Annotated in this window: 15 protein-coding genes; 9 read left to right on the top strand and 6 right to left on the bottom strand. The window is 41.9% G+C overall.

What is annotated here, in order from left to right:
• Positions 1 to 27: 27 nt before the first annotated feature.
• Positions 28 to 1,134 carry an acyltransferase family protein gene (locus BW980_RS01505; protein WP_076453193.1) on the bottom strand — a complete coding sequence of 369 codons (1,107 nt, stop codon included), beginning with the start codon at positions 1,132 to 1,134 and terminating at the stop codon, positions 28 to 30.
• Positions 1,135 to 1,303: 169 nt separating this feature from the next.
• Between BW980_RS01505 and BW980_RS01500 the strand changes: the two genes are divergently transcribed.
• The 3 genes from BW980_RS01500 to BW980_RS01490 all read left to right on the top strand — a co-directional run bounded on the left by BW980_RS01500 (position 1,304) and on the right by BW980_RS01490 (position 6,894).
• On the top strand, positions 1,304 to 3,727 hold the full coding sequence (locus BW980_RS01500) for a glycoside hydrolase family 95 protein (RefSeq protein ID WP_083690318.1): 2,424 nt from the start codon (positions 1,304 to 1,306) through the stop codon (positions 3,725 to 3,727).
• Positions 3,728 to 3,791: 64 nt separating this feature from the next.
• Entirely contained in the window at positions 3,792 to 5,921 is a 2,130-nt protein-coding gene (locus tag BW980_RS01495; RefSeq protein WP_076453192.1) for an outer membrane protein assembly factor BamB family protein, read from the top strand.
• Positions 5,922 to 6,030: 109 nt separating this feature from the next.
• Positions 6,031 to 6,894: a fructosamine kinase family protein gene (locus BW980_RS01490; RefSeq protein ID WP_076453191.1), complete on the top strand. Its 864-nt coding sequence runs from the start codon at positions 6,031 to 6,033 to the stop codon at positions 6,892 to 6,894.
• A gap of 97 nt (positions 6,895 to 6,991) precedes the next feature.
• Here the strand turns inward: BW980_RS01490 and BW980_RS01485 are convergent, their stop codons facing one another.
• Entirely contained in the window at positions 6,992 to 7,582 is a 591-nt protein-coding gene (locus BW980_RS01485) for a hypothetical protein (protein WP_076453190.1), read from the bottom strand.
• 119 nt (positions 7,583 to 7,701) lie between these two features.
• On the opposite strand from BW980_RS01485, the gene BW980_RS01480 reads away from it, so the two are divergent.
• Together BW980_RS01480 and BW980_RS01475 are read left to right on the top strand one after the other, a co-directional pair.
• Entirely contained in the window at positions 7,702 to 8,298 is a 597-nt protein-coding gene (locus BW980_RS01480) for a toxin-antitoxin system YwqK family antitoxin (RefSeq protein ID WP_139327568.1), read from the top strand.
• Between the two features lie 333 nt (positions 8,299 to 8,631).
• The gene (locus BW980_RS01475) at positions 8,632 to 9,075 is read left to right on the top strand and encodes a hypothetical protein (protein ID WP_076453188.1); all 444 of its coding nucleotides are present in this window, start codon (positions 8,632 to 8,634) and stop codon (positions 9,073 to 9,075) included.
• 107 nt (positions 9,076 to 9,182) lie between these two features.
• Here BW980_RS01475 and BW980_RS01470 read toward each other — a convergent pair whose 3' ends face one another.
• Positions 9,183 to 10,376, bottom strand: a complete 1,194-nt coding sequence (locus tag BW980_RS01470; RefSeq protein WP_076453187.1) for a C40 family peptidase — start codon at positions 10,374 to 10,376, stop codon at positions 9,183 to 9,185.
• 83 nt (positions 10,377 to 10,459) lie between these two features.
• On the opposite strand from BW980_RS01470, the gene dcm reads away from it, so the two are divergent.
• The 3 genes from dcm (at position 10,460) to BW980_RS01455 (ending at position 12,963) form a co-directional block, all read left to right on the top strand.
• Positions 10,460 to 11,686, top strand: coding sequence for a DNA (cytosine-5-)-methyltransferase (gene dcm / locus BW980_RS01465; RefSeq protein WP_076453186.1), 1,227 nt, complete (start codon positions 10,460 to 10,462; stop codon positions 11,684 to 11,686).
• 30 nt (positions 11,687 to 11,716) lie between these two features.
• The gene (locus BW980_RS01460; RefSeq protein WP_076453185.1) at positions 11,717 to 12,331 is read left to right on the top strand and encodes a hypothetical protein; all 615 of its coding nucleotides are present in this window, start codon (positions 11,717 to 11,719) and stop codon (positions 12,329 to 12,331) included.
• A 257-nt stretch (positions 12,332 to 12,588) separates the two neighbouring features.
• Positions 12,589 to 12,963 carry a hypothetical protein gene (locus BW980_RS01455; protein ID WP_013993057.1) on the top strand — a complete coding sequence of 125 codons (375 nt, stop codon included), beginning with the start codon at positions 12,589 to 12,591 and terminating at the stop codon, positions 12,961 to 12,963.
• Between the two features lie 47 nt (positions 12,964 to 13,010).
• Here the strand turns inward: BW980_RS01455 and BW980_RS01450 are convergent, their stop codons facing one another.
• The 3 genes from BW980_RS01450 to BW980_RS01440 form a co-directional block, all read right to left on the bottom strand.
• Positions 13,011 to 13,454 carry a GNAT family N-acetyltransferase gene (locus BW980_RS01450; RefSeq protein ID WP_076453184.1) on the bottom strand — a complete coding sequence of 148 codons (444 nt, stop codon included), beginning with the start codon at positions 13,452 to 13,454 and terminating at the stop codon, positions 13,011 to 13,013.
• A 4-nt stretch (positions 13,455 to 13,458) separates the two neighbouring features.
• Positions 13,459 to 14,376 (bottom strand): cation diffusion facilitator family transporter, encoded by a 918-nt coding sequence (locus BW980_RS01445; protein ID WP_076453183.1) that lies wholly within the window; start codon positions 14,374 to 14,376, stop codon positions 13,459 to 13,461.
• 153 nt (positions 14,377 to 14,529) lie between these two features.
• Positions 14,530 to 14,961 (bottom strand): RpiB/LacA/LacB family sugar-phosphate isomerase, encoded by a 432-nt coding sequence (locus BW980_RS01440; protein WP_076453182.1) that lies wholly within the window; start codon positions 14,959 to 14,961, stop codon positions 14,530 to 14,532.
• Positions 14,962 to 15,627: 666 nt separating this feature from the next.
• On the opposite strand from BW980_RS01440, the gene rnr reads away from it, so the two are divergent.
• Entirely contained in the window at positions 15,628 to 17,823 is a 2,196-nt protein-coding gene (gene rnr, locus BW980_RS01435; protein ID WP_076453181.1) for a ribonuclease R, read from the top strand.
• The last annotated feature ends 26 nt before the right edge of the window (positions 17,824 to 17,849 follow it).

Raw genomic sequence — 17,849 nt, 5'->3', positions numbered from 1 at the left:
GATAAAATTATATTTGAGATATGAGTTTTAAACTTTAAAGTAGACCTTATGCTTGTCTAAAAAGTAGGTAATGTACCAAAAGATGTACAGTACAAACAAGGCGTTGATGACCATAATGACCTTTTCAGAGATACCCATGGGTGCCAATAGGCCTTCCGTCCAAATTTTTCCAAAGCCACGAAACCATTGTGCCCCTACCGTTTCTGCGAAGAGGTAGATAAAAATGGAATTGGTGCCCACTACGGAGAAAATTTTCAGCCAATTCCTTTGATACCCTTTTATGTCGATAAGCCAGTAGAAAAGGCTTAGGGTCAAAATGGCGATGCCTCCCGATGCCAAGGTAAAAGAACTAGTAGCAATACGTTTAACTATCGGTGTGATTCCGGCAAAATCCATAGCAAACCCAAGAACCACCAAAACCGTTCCCCAAATCAAAAAAGGTTTGATCTTTTGGGTTGAAGGGATGTGTGACAATAAGACCTTTCCGCAAATAACTCCCCAAATGGTATGCGCGGCGGTCGGTATAAAGTTTACGAACACCCAATAGCCATCGTTTACCCGCCCCATGACCAGCATATCGATATACGCACCAAAACTCTGATGGTTCTGCGCATAGGGCGCTTCAGGGTTATAAGCGCGATACAAAACTTCGGTTAGCAGCAATAAACCTAAAGATATGCCTATCTGTGTCTTATTCGAAAGGTTCATTACCGCATAGGCGATCAAGATAGTGAAGGCCAATTGTACCAACACGTTCCACAGTTCCCAAACCAAGGCATGACTGTATACGCAATGCAGGAGCACCCCGAAGGCGAACAGTAAAAAACAACGCCGTAAAATGTGTTTGGTCACCCCTTTTTTGTCTCCTGAGGCCAGTCGTTTTCGCAAAGAGAAGGGCATGGCCACCCCAACGATAAACATAAAAAAGGGCTGGATCAAATCCCAAAACCGGAGTCCGTTCCACGGGTGGTGGTGCAATTGATGTGCTAAACCCGAAAATGCCGTGCCCTCGGTCAATTCAGAAAAGTTGTGGTGAAAACCCGCTGCTTCCGCAATCAATAGAAACATGGTAAGACCTCTAAAAACATCCAAGGAAAAAAGACGCTTCGATACATTTTCGGCTAATTGAGACATAGGCTGGTTGGATCAAGTTAGAATTTCACCCTCAGGGGTATTTTTGCCCTAACGTGATAAATCGGGACTTTTGGGTTGAAATTTGCCCTAATTTAGAAAAAATAATACCATTGTCATTTACTAATTGCTGCTATCTTGCTAAGGTTTAATTTTATATACCTTCATTTTTATGAAAAAACCGTTCGCTTATTTGTTGAAAATAGCTTCCATAATTCCCGTTTTGTTTTCCTTGGTCTCGGTAAACCTGCTCTCATCTCAATCGGCCCATACGCTTTGGTTCGACCGGCCGGCCGAACATTTTGAGGAGACCTTGGTTCTGGGCAACGGAAAGGCCGGAGCTTCTATCTTTGGAGGTGTTGCCACAGATTCGATTTATTTGAACGATGCCACCCTGTGGAGCGGCGAACCCGTAGACCCGTATATGAATCCGGAAGCGTATAAAAACCTTCCCGCCATTCGCGAGGCCCTAAAAAACGATAATTACAAACTGGCAGATGCCTTGCAAAGCAAATTACAGGGGAGTTTCTCACAATCATACATGCCCTTGGGTACGGTATACCTCAATTTTAAGCACAAAAACCAGCCGCAATCCTATCACCGCCAGCTTGAACTCGAAAAAGCACTGTCTACGGTGACCTACAAGGTCGATGGCATTACTTTTACGCGCGAGTACTTTATTTCGCATACGGACCAAGCCATGGTCATTCGGCTAAAGAGCAGTAAAAAAGCTGCCCTTAATTTTAACATCGGATTCAACAGTTTGCTCAAATATGAGCTTGCCACCAATGGCCCTATCTTAGAAGTAAACGGCTATGCCCCCTATCACGTAGAGCCCAGTTATCGCGGAAAAATGCCCAATCCGGTGCAATTTGACCCGAATAGGGGTACGCGTTTTACCACGCTTTTTAAAATAAGGCATACCGATGGAAAACTCATCGACACTGACCATTCGGTAGCCCTAAAAGACGCCACTGAAGCTGTTATTTATGTTTCCATTGCCACGAGTTTTAACGGATTTGACAAAAACCCGGCCACCGAAGGTCTCGACCATAAAGCAATGGCAAGTTCACAACTCTCTAAAGCAAGTTCAAAGCCATTTGACGCCTTGTTCGAAGCCCACCTGAAAGACCATCAAAAATATTTTAACCGGGTGCATTTAGACCTTGGAAAAACTACTGCGGAAGACTTGCCTACCGACAAGCGCCTAAAACGCTACGCAAAAGGGGAGGAAGACAAAAACCTTGAAGTACTTTATTTTCAATATGGTCGGTATTTGTTGATTTCCAGTTCTAGAACACCGAATGTACCTGCCAATTTACAAGGAATTTGGAACCCCTACATCAGACCGCCATGGAGCAGTAACTACACCCTTAATATCAATGCCGAGGAAAATTATTGGCTGGCCGAAAACGCAAATCTTTCAGAAATGCACCAGCCTATGCTGGGCTTTATAGAAAATATAGCCCAAACGGGAAAAATTACCGCTAAGACCTTTTACGGTGCCGGTGGATGGGCCGCATGCCATAATTCGGATATTTGGGCGATGAGCAACCCCGTGGGCGATTTTGGTCAAGGTGGAATCAATTGGGCCAATTGGAATATGGGCGGAACATGGTTAAGCTCCCATTTATGGGAACACTACACTTTTTCCCAAGATTTGGATTTTCTAAAAAACAGAGCCTATCCCCTTCTGAAGGGAGCTGCTGAATTTTGTTTGGAGTGGCTCGTAGAAGATAAAGATGGAAACTTGGTGACTTCGCCCGGAACATCACCGGAAAACAAGTTCATCACCCCAGACGGATATCAAGGCGCTACCTTGTACGGTTCCACATCCGACCTTGCCATGATCAGGGAATGTTTTCAACAGACCATAGCCGCCTCTGAAATCTTAAAAACCGACGCAGCGTTCAAGACCCAACTGGAAAAGGCCCTGGCCAAGCTCTATCCCTATCAAGTAGGAAAAAAAGGTAATCTACAGGAATGGTACCACGATTGGGAAGACGTAGATCCCAAGCATCGCCATCAATCACACTTGTACGGCCTTTACCCGGGGCATCATATCAGTCCGGAAAATACTCCCGAATTAGCAGACGCCACAAGAACCACTTTAAACATTAAGGGCGACGAAACTACAGGATGGTCAAAAGGATGGCGTATTAATCTTTGGGCCCGCTTGCTCGACGGAAACCGTGCATACAAACAATATCGTGAGCTGCTACGTTATGTGGCCCCTGACGGCGTAAGGGCTTCCTATGAAAAAGGAGGCGGAACCTATCCGAACCTGTTTGACGCCCACCCACCCTTCCAAATCGACGGGAATTTTGGTGGAGCCGCCGCAGTGGTAGAAATGTTGGTGCAGTCCTCCTTGCAAGAAATTCGCCTTTTACCCGCTTTGCCCGATGTTTGGGCCAATGGTTCCGTCAAGGGTTTAAAAGCACGTGGAAATTTTGAAGTGGCCATTACTTGGAACAATAAAGTGCCTACCAAGGTAAAAATACATTCCGTTACCGGGGGGGCTACCGTTTTAAAACACGGCACAAAGCAGAAGGAGCTTACTTTAAAACCGAATGAAACCGTAGAATTCAATTGGTAAAAAGTTGATTACAACCCAGTTTTTAGTTTTTGACTACATTTAAGGAAGCTATACTTTCTCCTAAATGTATTTAAAAAAATTAGTTATACCCGTGTTGTGTACGGTTTTAGGAACCGTACTTTTTAGTTGTCGATCAGATACAAAACAAGAACCGGTAAATAAGGCCTATACCACATGGTCTTCCTATTTGGGCGATTCCGGCCGAAGCCATTACTCCACGCTTTCGGACTTTACCAAGGAAAACGTTCAGGACCTAAAGGTCGCGTGGACCTATGAAGCCAAGGATTGGGGCCAGATGCAGATGAACCCCTTGGTGGTCGATAGTATCTTGTACGGGGTTACCGCCGCCCTAAGGGTGGTGGCCCTACATGCCGAAACGGGCAAGGAAATTTGGCAATTCGGCGATTCCATACAAGTGTGGCACTCTACCAGCAGAGGGCTGTCGTATTGGGAACAGGGCGATGACAAACGGATCCTCTGTACCCGCGGGCCCCATCTCTATGCCTTGGATGCCCTTACGGGAAAGCCCATACCCACATTTGGCGATAAGGGCAAGGTCGACCTGCGTTCGGGAATGCCCGAAAGCGCACGGGAAAAGTTTGTAATATCCAATACCCCCGGAAGCATCTTCAAAAACCTCATCGTAATGCCGCTTCGGCTCTCCGAAGGGGCAGGCGCGGCTCCGGGAAACCTTATGGCCTTCAACGTACTTACCGGGGCCTTGGAATGGGTCTTCCATACCATTCCGCATCCTGGGGAGGAAGGCTATGATACTTGGGAAGAAAACGCCTATCGAAGCGACGAGGTCGGTGCGGCAAATAATTGGGCCGGTATGGCCGTAGACGAGGAACTCGAAATTATCTATGCCCCTATAGGTTCAGCCGCCCCTGATTTTTACGGGGGAGCCCGAAAAGGAAGCAACCTCTATTCCGACTGCCTGCTCGCCTTGGATGCGAATACGGGCCAAAGGCTATGGCACTTTCAATTTACCCATCACGACCTCTGGGACCGCGATCCCCCTGCCCCGCCCAACCTGTTGACGGTAGAACGGGAAGGCAGAAAAATTGCCGCCGTGGCCCAAGTGACCAAACAGGGCTATGTGTACGTGTTCGACCGAAAAACGGGCGAACCCCTTTTTGATATCGAAGAAGTGCCCGTACCGCCCTCCACTTTGAACGGGGAAGAAGCTTGGCCTACCCAGCCCATCCCCGTAAAACCAAAACCCTTTGCCCGGCAATCGACCGACATCACCGAAAACAATGTGAGTCCCTATGCCGAAAACCCCGATTCGCTCAGGGCCATTTTACGGAAACTGGACAAGCGTATCTATGCCCCGCCCAGTTTGGAGCCTACCTTGCTCTTGCCCGGTTACGACGGAGCGGCGGAATGGGGCGGTACGGCGGCAGACCCCGAAGAAGGGATTATTTACGTGAATTCAAACGAGATGCCCTGGATCATGCAAATGGGCCTAAACGACACCAAGCTAGAAACCCTGCCCTTGGGCGAGGCTACCTATACCCAATATTGCTCAAGCTGCCATCAAGCGGATAGGAAGGGACTGGCCGCAAGCGGCTTCCCCACATTGGTAGATATTGAACTCCGTAAATCTAGGGAAGAAATCTCTTCTATCATTGCAAACGGAAAAGGTATGATGACGGGCTTTCCCCAATTAAAGCCAAGGGAAAAAGACGCCCTCATCCGTTTTCTGTTCAACCAAGAAATCAAACATAACCTTGTGGAAAAAACGAATGCCGAAAAAGGATACCGCACGCCCTACAAACATATGGGCTACAACAAGTTTTTGGATAAAAACGGCCTGCCGGCCATAGCCCCCCCGTGGGGAACCATGCACGCCATCAATTTAAATACCGGAGAGTATATTTGGTCCATTACCTTAGGTGAATCTCCCGAACTCTTGGAACAAGGCATCACCGGGACAGGAACCGAAAACTACGGCGGGCCCGTGGTTACGGAAAACGGACTCCTGTTTATAGCCGCTACCCGCGATGGTTATTTTAGGGTTTTTGACAAGCATACGGGAGCCACGTTATGGGAATACCGACTGCCCGCCCCGGCCTTTGCCACGCCGGCGATGTACGAAGTAAACGGAAAACAATTTATTGCCCTGGCCTGTGGGGGCGAAAAATTGGGAACGAAAAAGGGTAATACGATCATCGCCTTTGCCTTGGAGTAATATCCGGGATATGCTCTCCCCTTTGAAGGACAAGAAATTATACGGATGTGTCACAAGCCCGAAGCTCGCTCCAACAGGGCAAATCAATCGATAGTATTAACTTAGCGGCGTGGATAAGCACCTAAAGGAACATATCGCGTATTTGCTCTGTGTGAATATTGAGCGGATTCAATCCGTTTCCGGGGGTGATATTTCAGAGGCCTACCTCCTAGAAACCGAAACGGAACGTTTTTTTTGTAAAATCAATTATGGAGAAAACGGCTATGAGCTGTTCAAGGCCGAAAAATTAGGCTTGGAGGCTATTGCCCAATCTAAAACCATAGGCGTACCAAAGATTCTACTCTGTGGGTCCCTTGAAAAAGGCGGATTTTTGGTAATGGACTATATCGAACCCAAACGCCCCACAGAAACCGACTTTGAACTTTTAGGCCATCAACTGGCGGCCCTACACCACCATACGACCCAAAAGGAATTTGGATTTTCTACCGACAACTTTATCGGCAAGCTTAACCAATCTAATTCAAACCACATGCAATGGGCCGAATTTTATGTGCAAGAACGACTTATGCCCCAATTGCAACTGGCAAAAGAAACGGGTAAGTTAAATGATGGCGAAATCCCTTCCGAAAACCAGCTTTTAACAACTTGTAAAAATCTATTTCCCAACACAAAACCTTCTTTGCTCCATGGTGATTTATGGAGCGGAAATTACTTGATCTCACAAAACGGAACTCCCTATTTAATAGATCCGGCGGTGTATTACGGCCATCACGAAGTAGATTTGGCCATGACCCGACTCTTTGGAGGTTTTGGCCCTTCTTTCTATAGTGCCTATCAAGAACATTTTAGGCCTGTAGGTCATGAAAACGAAAGAAACGACCTCTACCAACTCTACTATCTCTTAGTGCATTTAAACCTTTTTGGTCATTCTTATAAGGCTTCGGTTACGGAAATATTGCAGCGGTATTTTTAGGTTTTTACTATCATTCTTATTTTAAGATATTTGAAAACAGAAAAAAATCTGGCACTCGCGTAGTGGAGGAATCTAAGCTAACATCAATCTTTCTCAATTATAATTCTCTCTCAAATCTTTTTTTCGTCCAATAGAATGCTTTTTCATCCCATGTTGAGTCAAAATTACCCCAATACAATCTCAGTTTTATACCTCCTTCGTGATAAATTAAAACAGATATATCTTCAAAGTCAAAAAACAGATTGTTTATATTTTTTTCATCCTTCAAAAAATCTTCGTTTGAATCAATAACATCCTGTATTTTATTAAGAAACATTAGAGCTTTTTTTTCATCAAGGTTTTTGTATCCATATTCAGTATACAATACTCCCGAATCATTCCAATAGGAACCGTAAAAACAGAAAACAACTCCATTTTTGTCCATCTCTTCCGCATTGTAAAATACCGTCGTTAACTCCTCAGATGAAGCGGCGTAAAGAGGTATAATCGCAAACTTTTTAACCTCCTCGGAAGTCCCTAATATATCTTTAAAAATGAAAGATTTAGCACCAAACAACGAGCCGTCTTTACTCCACTCTTTACCTTGCTTAACATTGCCACTTCTCTGAGAAAATAGAGAAGCACTGATAAAAAGTAAAAGAAAAGTATATTTTAATTTCATCCTTAAGTCATAGTTAATATCAAACATACATCAATATAATTAATTGTACTTCGTTACATGAGAAACCTTTGGCGGCACAAGCGTGACGCTTGCGCTAGCGGGGTATTGCAGGAAGAAATCTTAAAGTTTTACGCTAATCCATAAATATGAGATATTTATTACTTGTTTATTTCAGTACAATGACCTTGTTGTCTGCCCAAAAAAAAATGGAACCTATAACTACGCCTATCGGTTCCCTCGATATAATTGCAAAAAATGTTGATGGTAAATTGAAATATTGTTCCCCAAAAGGAAAGGCTCTAGGAGGGAAATATTCTATATCGATTCGAAAAGAAAAAGAGAAAAAGCAAGATTATGACGGGGAAGGAAATGATATTCCCAACACTCCTTTTAAAGGGCTGAAAACCGATTTTAATCAACTCGGGTCTTTTGTAAAAGGTTATAAAAATGGTCTTTGGAAAACCACCTTCAAGAATAAATTGATAAAGACCGAAAACTTCAAGAATGGCCTTTTATTCGGAGTATATAAGGTTTATAATACCAATGGAAACATGCTCTATACTACCAATTTTGGACTAAACGGAGATGGCAGATTTAAAGATTTCTATTATAAATCAGGCATTCTAAGGGAAGAAGGAAGTTATAAAAACGGTAAAAAGGAAGGGGAATGGTGTTACTATGATGAAACAGGGCAATCAAAAACCGTTAAGCACTACAAGGAAGGTGTTCTACAAGAAAAGTAAATTGTCCCCATTAGCACGAACATTGTGCCCGTGTTAAGTAAAAAACACCCCTTTGAAGGCGGTTCCCGAAGGACGGGGATGTTTCTTTACAGCCGAAAAGACAAAACCATGGGGCGTGTTAAACACATCACCAAGAGAATATTACGAAAGAACCGGCTATTTTTAAGCAAGGGTTTCCCTGCGAACCTAAATCATTTTTTCAATCCCTATTTTTTTTTAATTTCTTAATTTCTGTAATATTTTAATATCTACATTAGCATCTTTTTTGGGGTGGCCTTATTATGTATTTAATAAGGGTCGAAAAAAAGTAATTTTAAATCTATAAACTGTAGAATGAAAAAGTATATATCACTTCTGTCTTTATTTGTAATTGTGGTTTTATCAGTGGCTTGTAACAATGATGATGACCATGAAGAGGCCTTACGAAGCACAGTATATCAACTTGAAGCCACGGAAGGTTTCAATGTTACCGGTACGGTAACCTTTACGGAAGGAGATGATGGCACGACAAACGTATTGGTAAAATTAGTCGATTCCAATACAGATGAACATCCTGCTTACATTAGGTACAGTAGTGGTGACGAAAAAGACAATATTGCTATCACACTCAAAAAATGTACGTGTTCCGTTGGAGAAACCGTAGTTTCAAAATTAGATAATGGAGAACCTATTGATTATGATGGACTGCTCCAATTGGACGCTTATGTAAGTATTCATCAGAGCCTTGATGATATGGAAACCATTGTTTCTACCGTTAAAATTGGGATGGAACATTAAACTTCTATTTCATAACTGTTCATACCGCCCACTAACGTATGCCTCATACTCGTCTGAAGTAAAACCCCCCGCTAGCGCGAGCATCATGCTCGTGCCCACAACGAGCATTAATCCTTAAAAACAGGGTCTTTAACCAAACTAATCAAGGCATCGTCATTTTCCTTTAAGATGCGTTTTGAACGTAGATAACGGTCGTGGTTGAACTCGTCATAGTTATCGGCATTTTTATCCATACTGCTAATGCGTACCATCTCTGAGGCATGTATAAACTCATTGTTCCCGATCCACATGCCCACGTGTACCACTTTTTCAGCGGTTGAGTCGGTGGCTTTTCTTCCAAAGAACAGCAAATCGCCTTTTTGTAGATTATCAAAATTTTTGACGGAATCAACCGCTTTACCCGTGTGTACCTGTTGTGAGGCATCCCTTGGGATGATCATTCCGTTGAGAAAGAATATGGTTTTGGTAAAACCGCTACAGTCCATTCCCTTGGTCGAGGTCCCTCCCCATAAATACGGCACACCCATCAGTGTTTTTGAGGTGGCGACAAGGCTCTCTTGACTTGGATCCAATTTTTCCAACCAACTTTCATAGGGTTCCGATTCTTCTTTACTCACAAAGGCCTTTCTTCCATCGGGATATTGCACTTCAAAAAATTCTTCGGTCTCCCCTATCATCTCCAAAATATCCCCGGCGACCAAGTCGGAAACTCGTTGTCCCTCCTTAGCGTCCTGATACGAATATCCGGCCGTTTCGGTATAAATAAGTTTGTTTTTGTTTTTCCAGTTTTCGGCTTGGCTTTTATCCATCAAAACAATTCCCCCTGCATCGACCCAAGACAGATATTTATCGGGAGTTTGAATATAATACCAGTCATCGTCTTTCTTAAAAACCTTTACCGGGGTACCCAAGGTAGCCTGTGTGGCCAATTCTGCAGAATGTTTGGGCTTGCTCCTAAGATTGGCCACCGAGATATTGACAACGGCCCATGTCTTTTTCCCAAGTTCCTTTGAAGGTAATATTTCTATGGCATCGGTATAGGTAATGTTTTCTGCCTTTAAGGTCGCCCTCAATTTTCCTATAGCTTCCGGCAGGTTGCTTTCCCCTTTTAATATATATTTTTCGGTATCGGTAAAAACGTGAACATCAAAAAGTGCGGTTCTTTTATCTGGTGCATATTCCTCCCGTATTTCGGAAATAGTCTTTAAAAGCTTGGCTTCCTTCTTGCTTTTTTCGGTACAGGAAACCAAAAACAATACTAAAAAACCAATCATCAAACCACCTATCTTATATCCCTTCATTCTTAAATTTATTATCATTTTTTCGTTGCATTAGAGGCTATTTTGAAACAGTCTCTTCGTGAAATTATGTAATTTTATCGCAAATGAGCAAACTCAAGGCAATAGAACTTTTTGCAGGGGTCGGAGGATTCCGCCTCGGACTCGAAAAAACCGGACAATACGAGGTCGTCTGGAGCAACCAATGGGAACCTTCTACAAAAACGCAACATGCTTCTATCGTTTATGAGGCCCGCTTCGGTAAGGCCAATCATTGTAACGAAGATATAGCCGAAGTTCCTACCGATGCCATTCCCGATGCCGACCTTTTGGTAGGTGGTTTTCCCTGCCAAGATTACTCGGTAGCGACCACTTTACAAAATTCCAAAGGGCTGATCGGTAAAAAAGGGGTCCTCTGGTGGAGCATACACCGCATATTGTCTGAAAAGAAAAACCCACCCAAGTACTTATTTCTTGAAAATGTAGACCGCCTGTTAAAATCACCTTCTGCCCAACGTGGCCGTGATTTTGCCATTATGTTGAAAAGTTTGGACGACTTGGGCTATGCGGTCGAATGGCGCGTGATTAACGCTGCGGACTATGGTATGCCCCAACGCCGTAGACGCATTTTTTTCTTGGGCTACCACAAATCAACTCCCCTTTATAACGCCCTTAAAAAATCGGATGCCGCCGATTGGATACATACATCGGGAACGATGCCTGCTGCTTTTCCCGTTCAACAAACGGTACAAAAGCCCACATCCTTCAAAATCGAGGGAGATTTGGTACATATTTCGGAGAATTTTAATTTGGGAGAAGGACTTTCCCCTTTTCAAAACTCGGGGGTATTTATCGACGGAAAGGTCTTTACCGTAAAAACGGCACCTAGCTACGATGGCAAACGTACCGTTTTGGGCGATGTGCTTCAAAACGGGGAGGTCACCGAAGCCTTTTTCATTCCCGAAGAGGACTATCATAAATGGGAATACTTAAAAGGGGCAAAAAAGGAAGTACGAACAGCCAAATCAGGTTTTACCTATAACTACAGCGAAGGGGGGATGATATTTCCCGATGCATTGGACAATGCTTCAAGGACTATCATTACCGGAGAGGGCGGAAAATCGCCTTCTCGTTTCAAGCATGTGGTACAGACCCAAAAGGGATTGAGACGCTTAACGCCCGTAGAACTCGAACGCTTGAATATGTTTCCTGACAATCACACACTTTTAGAGGGCATAAGCGATACCAAACGGGCCTTTTTTATGGGCAATGCCCTGGTTGTTGGCGTTGTTGAAAAAATAGCCGAAGCCCTAGCGGATAAAATTGATGTTTAATCCCTTAAAAATTACATCTATCAATGTAACATGTCTACTCAGAGTAATTTCAAATCGGATCTAGAACGGGAACAAAGGCTTTATATTTTACTGGACCGCTATTACAAACACTACCTTAAACATTACACCTTTGAGCGGGTAAGCGACCTAAGTCGCCAATTGAAAGGCATAGACCTCATCTTTAGGCACAAAACCAATGGAAAGCAATTTTTTATAGACGAAAAGGCACAGCTCGATTATGTCAATGAAAACCTGCCCACCTTTGCCTTTGAACTGAATTATGAAAAGAAAGGTTCATTAAAGAAAGGTTGGTTATTCGATACCTCTAAGAAAACGGATTTCTATGCTTTGGTTACTTCTATTTATGCCGATGCCCCGAACACTTTTACCTCATGTAAAATCACCTTGGTAAACCGGCAAAAACTCATTGCCCTTTTGAAGCGCCGTTCCATTACCGCGGCCTCTATAAAAAAGTATGCCTTATTGCGCCAAAAGCTACACGGTAAAATAAAACTGGATATGCTACACCATAGAAGCGAAGGATATCTGTTTTCGTCAACCAAAAACAAGGTGGAAAACCCTTTAAACCTTATTTTGAAACTCGATTTTTTAGAGGAATCCGGTGTTGCCAAAAGACTGGCCTAAGACTTTTACAGACCGTTTGGTCGGTAAATCGGGCAAAGTCTTGAATATATACAGTAGTATAGCTTTACGGCGATTCAAAGCTTCTTTTTATCGGTTGTGAATCTTCCATGTCCCAAGCGGAGCAATCGCTAACCGACTATTTGGTCGGTTTCTATAAATAGTACCATAAAATTGAATAGTGTTTTTTAAGCTCTTAAAATGCTGTTAATCAATACTCAAAACTTGTTTTTATACAAAATTTTACTATCTTATCCTTTATGGTAACAACAGAAAAGTCAGAAAACAAAGAATTTTTAGAGAAGTCGATCAATCATCTCGAAGCTACGGGCTTTGAAGATATTAAAGCGGATATAGAGGGGTACGAAACTCCTAAATCCTATGTTAGAAAAGGAAGCGATTCAAAGATTACACCAGATATCGTAGCCCTTAAGAACGGTAGAAAATATTACTTTGAAATAAGCCTTAAATCCTCTAAACCAAGACTCTTAAAAACCAAATGGCTTTTCTTGGATACTTTAAGTCGAATGAACTCAAACCGCTTCCGTATCATTACCACCAAGGGACACTACAAGTTCACCGATAATATGTTGGAAGATATCAACCTTACCAACAAAGAACCTATTCGCATTTAATCGTACATTTCGTAATTATAAAAATAAAAGGTCCGTATAAACGGACCTTACTTATCTCTGATCATTGCAATATGGGGTATACCATCTTCGAGATAGCCATCGCCTATTTGATTGAAGCCTAAGGTGTGATAAAAGCGTTCAAGGTACAATTGTGCCGATACTTTTATACGTCTTTCCTTAAAATGATATTCTATGGCATGTATTGAAGCCTTAACGATCTCTTTTCCGTAGCCGTATTTTCTTTCTGAAGCCTTGACCACTACCCTACCGATACTGGCCTCTTCAAAATAATCTCCCCCTTTAAAAATTCGGGTATACGCTACAATGTCATTGTTTCTCTTTCCGATTACGTGCAGGGCCTTCTGGTCTTTGCCGTCGATATCCAAATACACGCAATCTTGTTCAACAACGAATATTTCGCTTCTTATCTTAAGTAGCTCATAAAGCTCCGTTGTCGTTAGTTCTTCAAACGATTTTATCTGTATTTTCATTCTATCAATCTTGAACTATTATCTGTTTACTATCACTCTTACCGTATTCAGGTTGTATGGTAACGTGGTTGATACCGAATTTGTGATATACAATTTCCTCTATTTGCCCTAAAACCTTGTCAAACTCAGAAAGCTTGACGTCTTCCTTGAAATCTACATGTGCCTCTAAGTGTACCTCATTTTCATTTAATTGCCAGATATGAATATGATGTATATTTTTCACCGAATCGATCATGCCTACTTCCTCGACAATTTGCCGAACCTGAATGGTATTAGGTGTAAATAGCATTAAGACCCGTGTCGATTCCTTTAATAAATCATATCCTACAAAAATCAGGTAAAGGGCAATCACCAGGGTCAAGGCCGCATCTACCCAATATACTTCATAAAATTTCATTACCAGGCCACCTATAAGTACCGCTACGGAAGCCAACATATCCGTTAACAGATGCAAATAGGCCGATTTCATGTTCATACTGCTCTGTGCATCTTTTTTCAACAACAGTACACTAAAACCATTGGCGGCAATACCCAATAACGAAAGCCAAATAACCAGGTCGGATTCTACTTTTTGGGGTTGCAAAAAACGTTCCGAAGCTTCTTTTATTAAAATAATGGCCACTACGATCAATGTAGCCGCATTGATAAAGGCGGCAATGATCTCGGCACGTTTATAGCCAAAAGTCCTATTCGTAGAGGCCTCTTTTTTAGCTAGCAACGTAGCGATATAACTAACGATAAGGGAAAGTACATCACTGAAATTGTGCAAGGCATCCGAAAGCAAGGACAAGCTACCTGAAACGAGCCCCCCGATAATTTGGCAAACCGTTATCAACAGGTTTAGGAAAATAGATATAATTAGGTTTCTTCCCTTTAAATCGGAATGCGAATGGCCGTGGGAACGATCATGTAAGTTTCCCATTTCATCTCAAAAATAAATTAACAGTTGTTCTTAACGCTAATGGCAAGGCCCTAAAGTGCATTGCACGGTATAGGCCCATGGCATCTAAACTGGTGTGGTGCTCGATTGAAAGGTAATTTATGAACCCTCTTATAAAAGTAGGGCTTTACCTTTTTAACTACAAGGAATTTTTTCTATTCTTCTTTCGTGCCTACCACCTTCAAAAGGCGTATCTAAAAATGTCTTTACCATTTCCAATGCCTGGGGCAATGAAACAAAACGTGCGGGTATACTCAATACGTTGGCATCGTTATGTTCCCTGCTCAACTGAACGATTTCTTTAGTCCAACACAAGGCGCAACGTACTTTTTGATGCTTGTTGGCCGTCATTGAGGCGCCGTTACCGCTTCCACATATAATGATACCAAAATCAACATCGCCATTATGGACATCGGTAGCCACAGGGTGTACAAAATCGGCATAATCAACGCTATCGATAGTATCGGTACCATAATTTGTTATATCTATACTCATAGATTTTAACAGCCCAACAATGGCCAATTTATAATCTGTACCTGCGTGATCATTACCAATAGCTATTTTCATTGTATCTTACTTCTTATATGGGACGAATGGTTTGACATTAATTATATAGAGGTATGTCCCTATTAAAAACCTTTGATTTTAGGCGTAAAGGTACAAATAGAACTGATTCACCACAATTTATGGTACACTCACAACATAAGTTTTATTACAAGAGATGTACGTTGTTAATTTGTCATTGTTAAAAAGGTGTATTTATTGTTAATAACCTTACAATAGAAATTAGATCTTAAATTTTGATTTCTCGTTTGAATAGTACTCTACAAAACTATTCGTGAAATGAGAAATATATTTTTCCTCTTTTTATAATCCACTATTAAAATCTTATCTACCCTAATTAACATTAAATTTACGTTTACTTATTAAAAAATTTATGTTGATAAACCTTATGAACGATTATGGATAATTATTCTATCATATTGGTTTTCTGGTAAATGATAATTGTATAGATTGTCAACAACTTCTTAAACACGTTCAGAGCAAATTTTTTCCCATAATTTTATGAGCACTATTAACAAGCTATCATAACCACCATTTTATTTTTTAAAAATTTAAAAGAAAAAGAAATTATAATATACTTGTTGATAACCTTGTTTTAGATCAAGATGAGGGGTACGATTAAGGGTAGTCGATTATAATTCGTAATTTACGTTCAAATAAAAACAGTTAATGTCAAAAAAGAAAAAACAATCTCGTAACCATAAAAACAACGAGATAACTAAAGGTATCTTCACTATACTTGAAAAAGAACCACAGAAGAGCTTTAATTATAAACAAATGGCCGCATTACTTGGTCTAAACAATACTCAAGACCGTAACCAATTGATAAAAAGGTTAGGGCAACTCAAAGAAAAGAATAGAATACAGGAAGAAGCCAAAGGAAGTTACAAGGCTATCGCCTCTAGTACTAAAAAATACAGTGTCGGTACGGTTGACCTTACCGGACGTGGGAATGCCTATATCGTTATAGAAGGTCTAGACGATGACGTATTCGTTCCGTATAACAAAGTAAACAAGGCCTTTCACGGCGATACCGTAGAGGTATATATCTTTCCTAGAAGAAAAGGAAAGAAGCTAGAAGGTGAGGTTACCAAAGTATTGGAACGTAAGAAAACCGAGTTTGTCGGTATAGTCGATCTACAGAAGACCTTTGCCTTTGTCCGTCCTACCGATTTTAGGATGTATACCGATTTCTTTGTTCCGAAAGGCCAGATAAAGGGTGCCAATGATGGTGACAAAGTAGTCGTAAGGTTCGAAAGTTGGCCCGATGGAGACGATTCACCTACCGGAACAATTACCGAGGTTCTCGGAAAACCCGGGGAACACAATACCGAAATTCACGCTATTTTGGCCGAATACGGACTTCCCTACGATTTTCCTGAGGAAGTCGAACATTTTGCCGATAAGATAGATACTTCCATAAAGGAAGAGGAGATTGCCAAAAGAAGGGATATGAGAGATACATTGACCTTTACCATCGATCCCAAGGATGCCAAGGATTTTGATGATGCCCTTTCCTTTGAAGTGCTAGAAAATGGCAATTATGAGATTGGTATCCACATTGCCGATGTATCGCATTACCTCGAACCCGATACCATTTTAGATGATGAAGCTTATGAAAGGGCCACATCGGTCTATTTGGTGGATCGAGTGGTACCCATGCTTCCTGAAGTCTTGTCGAACAATGCCTGTTCCCTAAGACCGAATGAAGAAAAATATACCTTTTCTGCAGTTTTCGAAATCGATAAAAAGGCACAGATAAAGAAGCAATGGTTCGGTCGAACGGTCATTAATTCGAACGAACGTTTTGCCTATGAGGAAGCCCAACATATTATAGAAACCGGTGAAGGCCATATTCCTGAGGATATTTCTATACGTGAAGAGGCCTATTCGGTTTCAGATGATGTAGTTAAGGCTACCTTGGAGATGGACCGCCTCGCCAAAATCATGCGTGATAAACGTATGCAACAAGGGGCTATTTCTTTCGATAAGGTTGAAGTACGTTTTAATCTGAACGAAAATAGCGAGCCCATAGGAGTTTTCTTTAAAGAATCTAAGGATGCCAACAAGCTGATCGAAGAATTTATGCTACTGGCCAATAGAAAGGTGGCCGAATTCATCGGAAAACAAAAACCGAAAAAAACCTTTGTATATCGTATCCATGATGATCCGGACGAAGATAAATTAATAGCGCTTAACGGCTTGATATCAAGGTTTGGTCACAAGATAGACTTTCAGGATAAAAAGTCCATTAGCGCCTCTTTAAACCAGCTCTTGAGCGACGTTAAGGGGAAGAAGGAACAGAATTTGGTAGATACGCTGACCATACGTAGTATGAGCAAGGCCATCTATACGACCCAAAATATTGGGCACTATGGTTTGGCATTTGATTACTATACCCATTTTACTTCGCCGATCAGAAGATATCCCGATGTCATGGTGCACCGTTTGTTGCAACATTACCTAGATGGGGGCGATTCGGCCAAAGAAGAGGTTTACGAACAGAAATGTAAACATTCGTCGGATATGGAATACTTGGCCTCTAGCGCTGAACGCGATTCGATCAAATACATGCAGATTAAGTTTATGCAAGATCACCAAGACCAAGAGTTTGTGGGGGTAATCAGCGGGGTCACCGAATGGGGCGTTTACGTTGAGATCATTGCCAACAAATGTGAGGGCATGGTCAGGATAAGCGATATAAAAGATGATTATTATACCTTTGATGAAAAGGAGTACGCTATTGTAGGTGAAAAAACAAAGAAAACCTATCAGTTAGGCGATGAAGTCGTAGTTATGGTTAAAAATACCGATTTGGTCAAACGCCATCTCGATTTTTCATTACTGGGAAAACATGAGGGATAGTCCATTTCTTTGAATGGATTTTGTTT

Origin of the sequence: Zobellia uliginosa (assembly GCF_900156625.1) — a bacterium.
Classification (GTDB): domain Bacteria; phylum Bacteroidota; class Bacteroidia; order Flavobacteriales; family Flavobacteriaceae; genus Zobellia; species Zobellia uliginosa.
Note: the sequence above shows the minus strand (reverse complement) of the source record. Positions and strands in the feature narration are given on the sequence as shown.

Excerpts from the sequence above, each read along its gene's own strand:
- BW980_RS01485 (WP_076453190.1), bottom strand. The coding sequence starts at position 7,582 with ATGTTTGATATTAACTATGACTTAAGGATGAAATTAAAATATACTTTT.
- dcm (WP_076453186.1), top strand. The coding sequence starts at position 10,460 with ATGAGCAAACTCAAGGCAATAGAACTTTTTGCAGGGGTCGGAGGATTC.
- BW980_RS01475 (WP_076453188.1), top strand. The coding sequence starts at position 8,632 with ATGAAAAAGTATATATCACTTCTGTCTTTATTTGTAATTGTGGTTTTA.
- BW980_RS01495 (WP_076453192.1), top strand. The coding sequence starts at position 3,792 with ATGTATTTAAAAAAATTAGTTATACCCGTGTTGTGTACGGTTTTAGGA.
- BW980_RS01440 (WP_076453182.1), bottom strand. The coding sequence starts at position 14,961 with ATGAAAATAGCTATTGGTAATGATCACGCAGGTACAGATTATAAATTG.
- BW980_RS01455 (WP_013993057.1), top strand. The coding sequence starts at position 12,589 with ATGGTAACAACAGAAAAGTCAGAAAACAAAGAATTTTTAGAGAAGTCG.
- BW980_RS01460 (WP_076453185.1), top strand. The coding sequence starts at position 11,717 with ATGTCTACTCAGAGTAATTTCAAATCGGATCTAGAACGGGAACAAAGG.
- BW980_RS01500 (WP_083690318.1), top strand. The coding sequence starts at position 1,304 with ATGAAAAAACCGTTCGCTTATTTGTTGAAAATAGCTTCCATAATTCCC.
- rnr (WP_076453181.1), top strand. The coding sequence starts at position 15,628 with ATGTCAAAAAAGAAAAAACAATCTCGTAACCATAAAAACAACGAGATA.
- BW980_RS01450 (WP_076453184.1), bottom strand. The coding sequence starts at position 13,454 with ATGAAAATACAGATAAAATCGTTTGAAGAACTAACGACAACGGAGCTT.
- BW980_RS01480 (WP_139327568.1), top strand. The coding sequence starts at position 7,702 with ATGAGATATTTATTACTTGTTTATTTCAGTACAATGACCTTGTTGTCT.
- BW980_RS01470 (WP_076453187.1), bottom strand. The coding sequence starts at position 10,376 with ATGAAGGGATATAAGATAGGTGGTTTGATGATTGGTTTTTTAGTATTG.
- BW980_RS01505 (WP_076453193.1), bottom strand. The coding sequence starts at position 1,134 with ATGTCTCAATTAGCCGAAAATGTATCGAAGCGTCTTTTTTCCTTGGAT.
- BW980_RS01445 (WP_076453183.1), bottom strand. The coding sequence starts at position 14,376 with ATGGGAAACTTACATGATCGTTCCCACGGCCATTCGCATTCCGATTTA.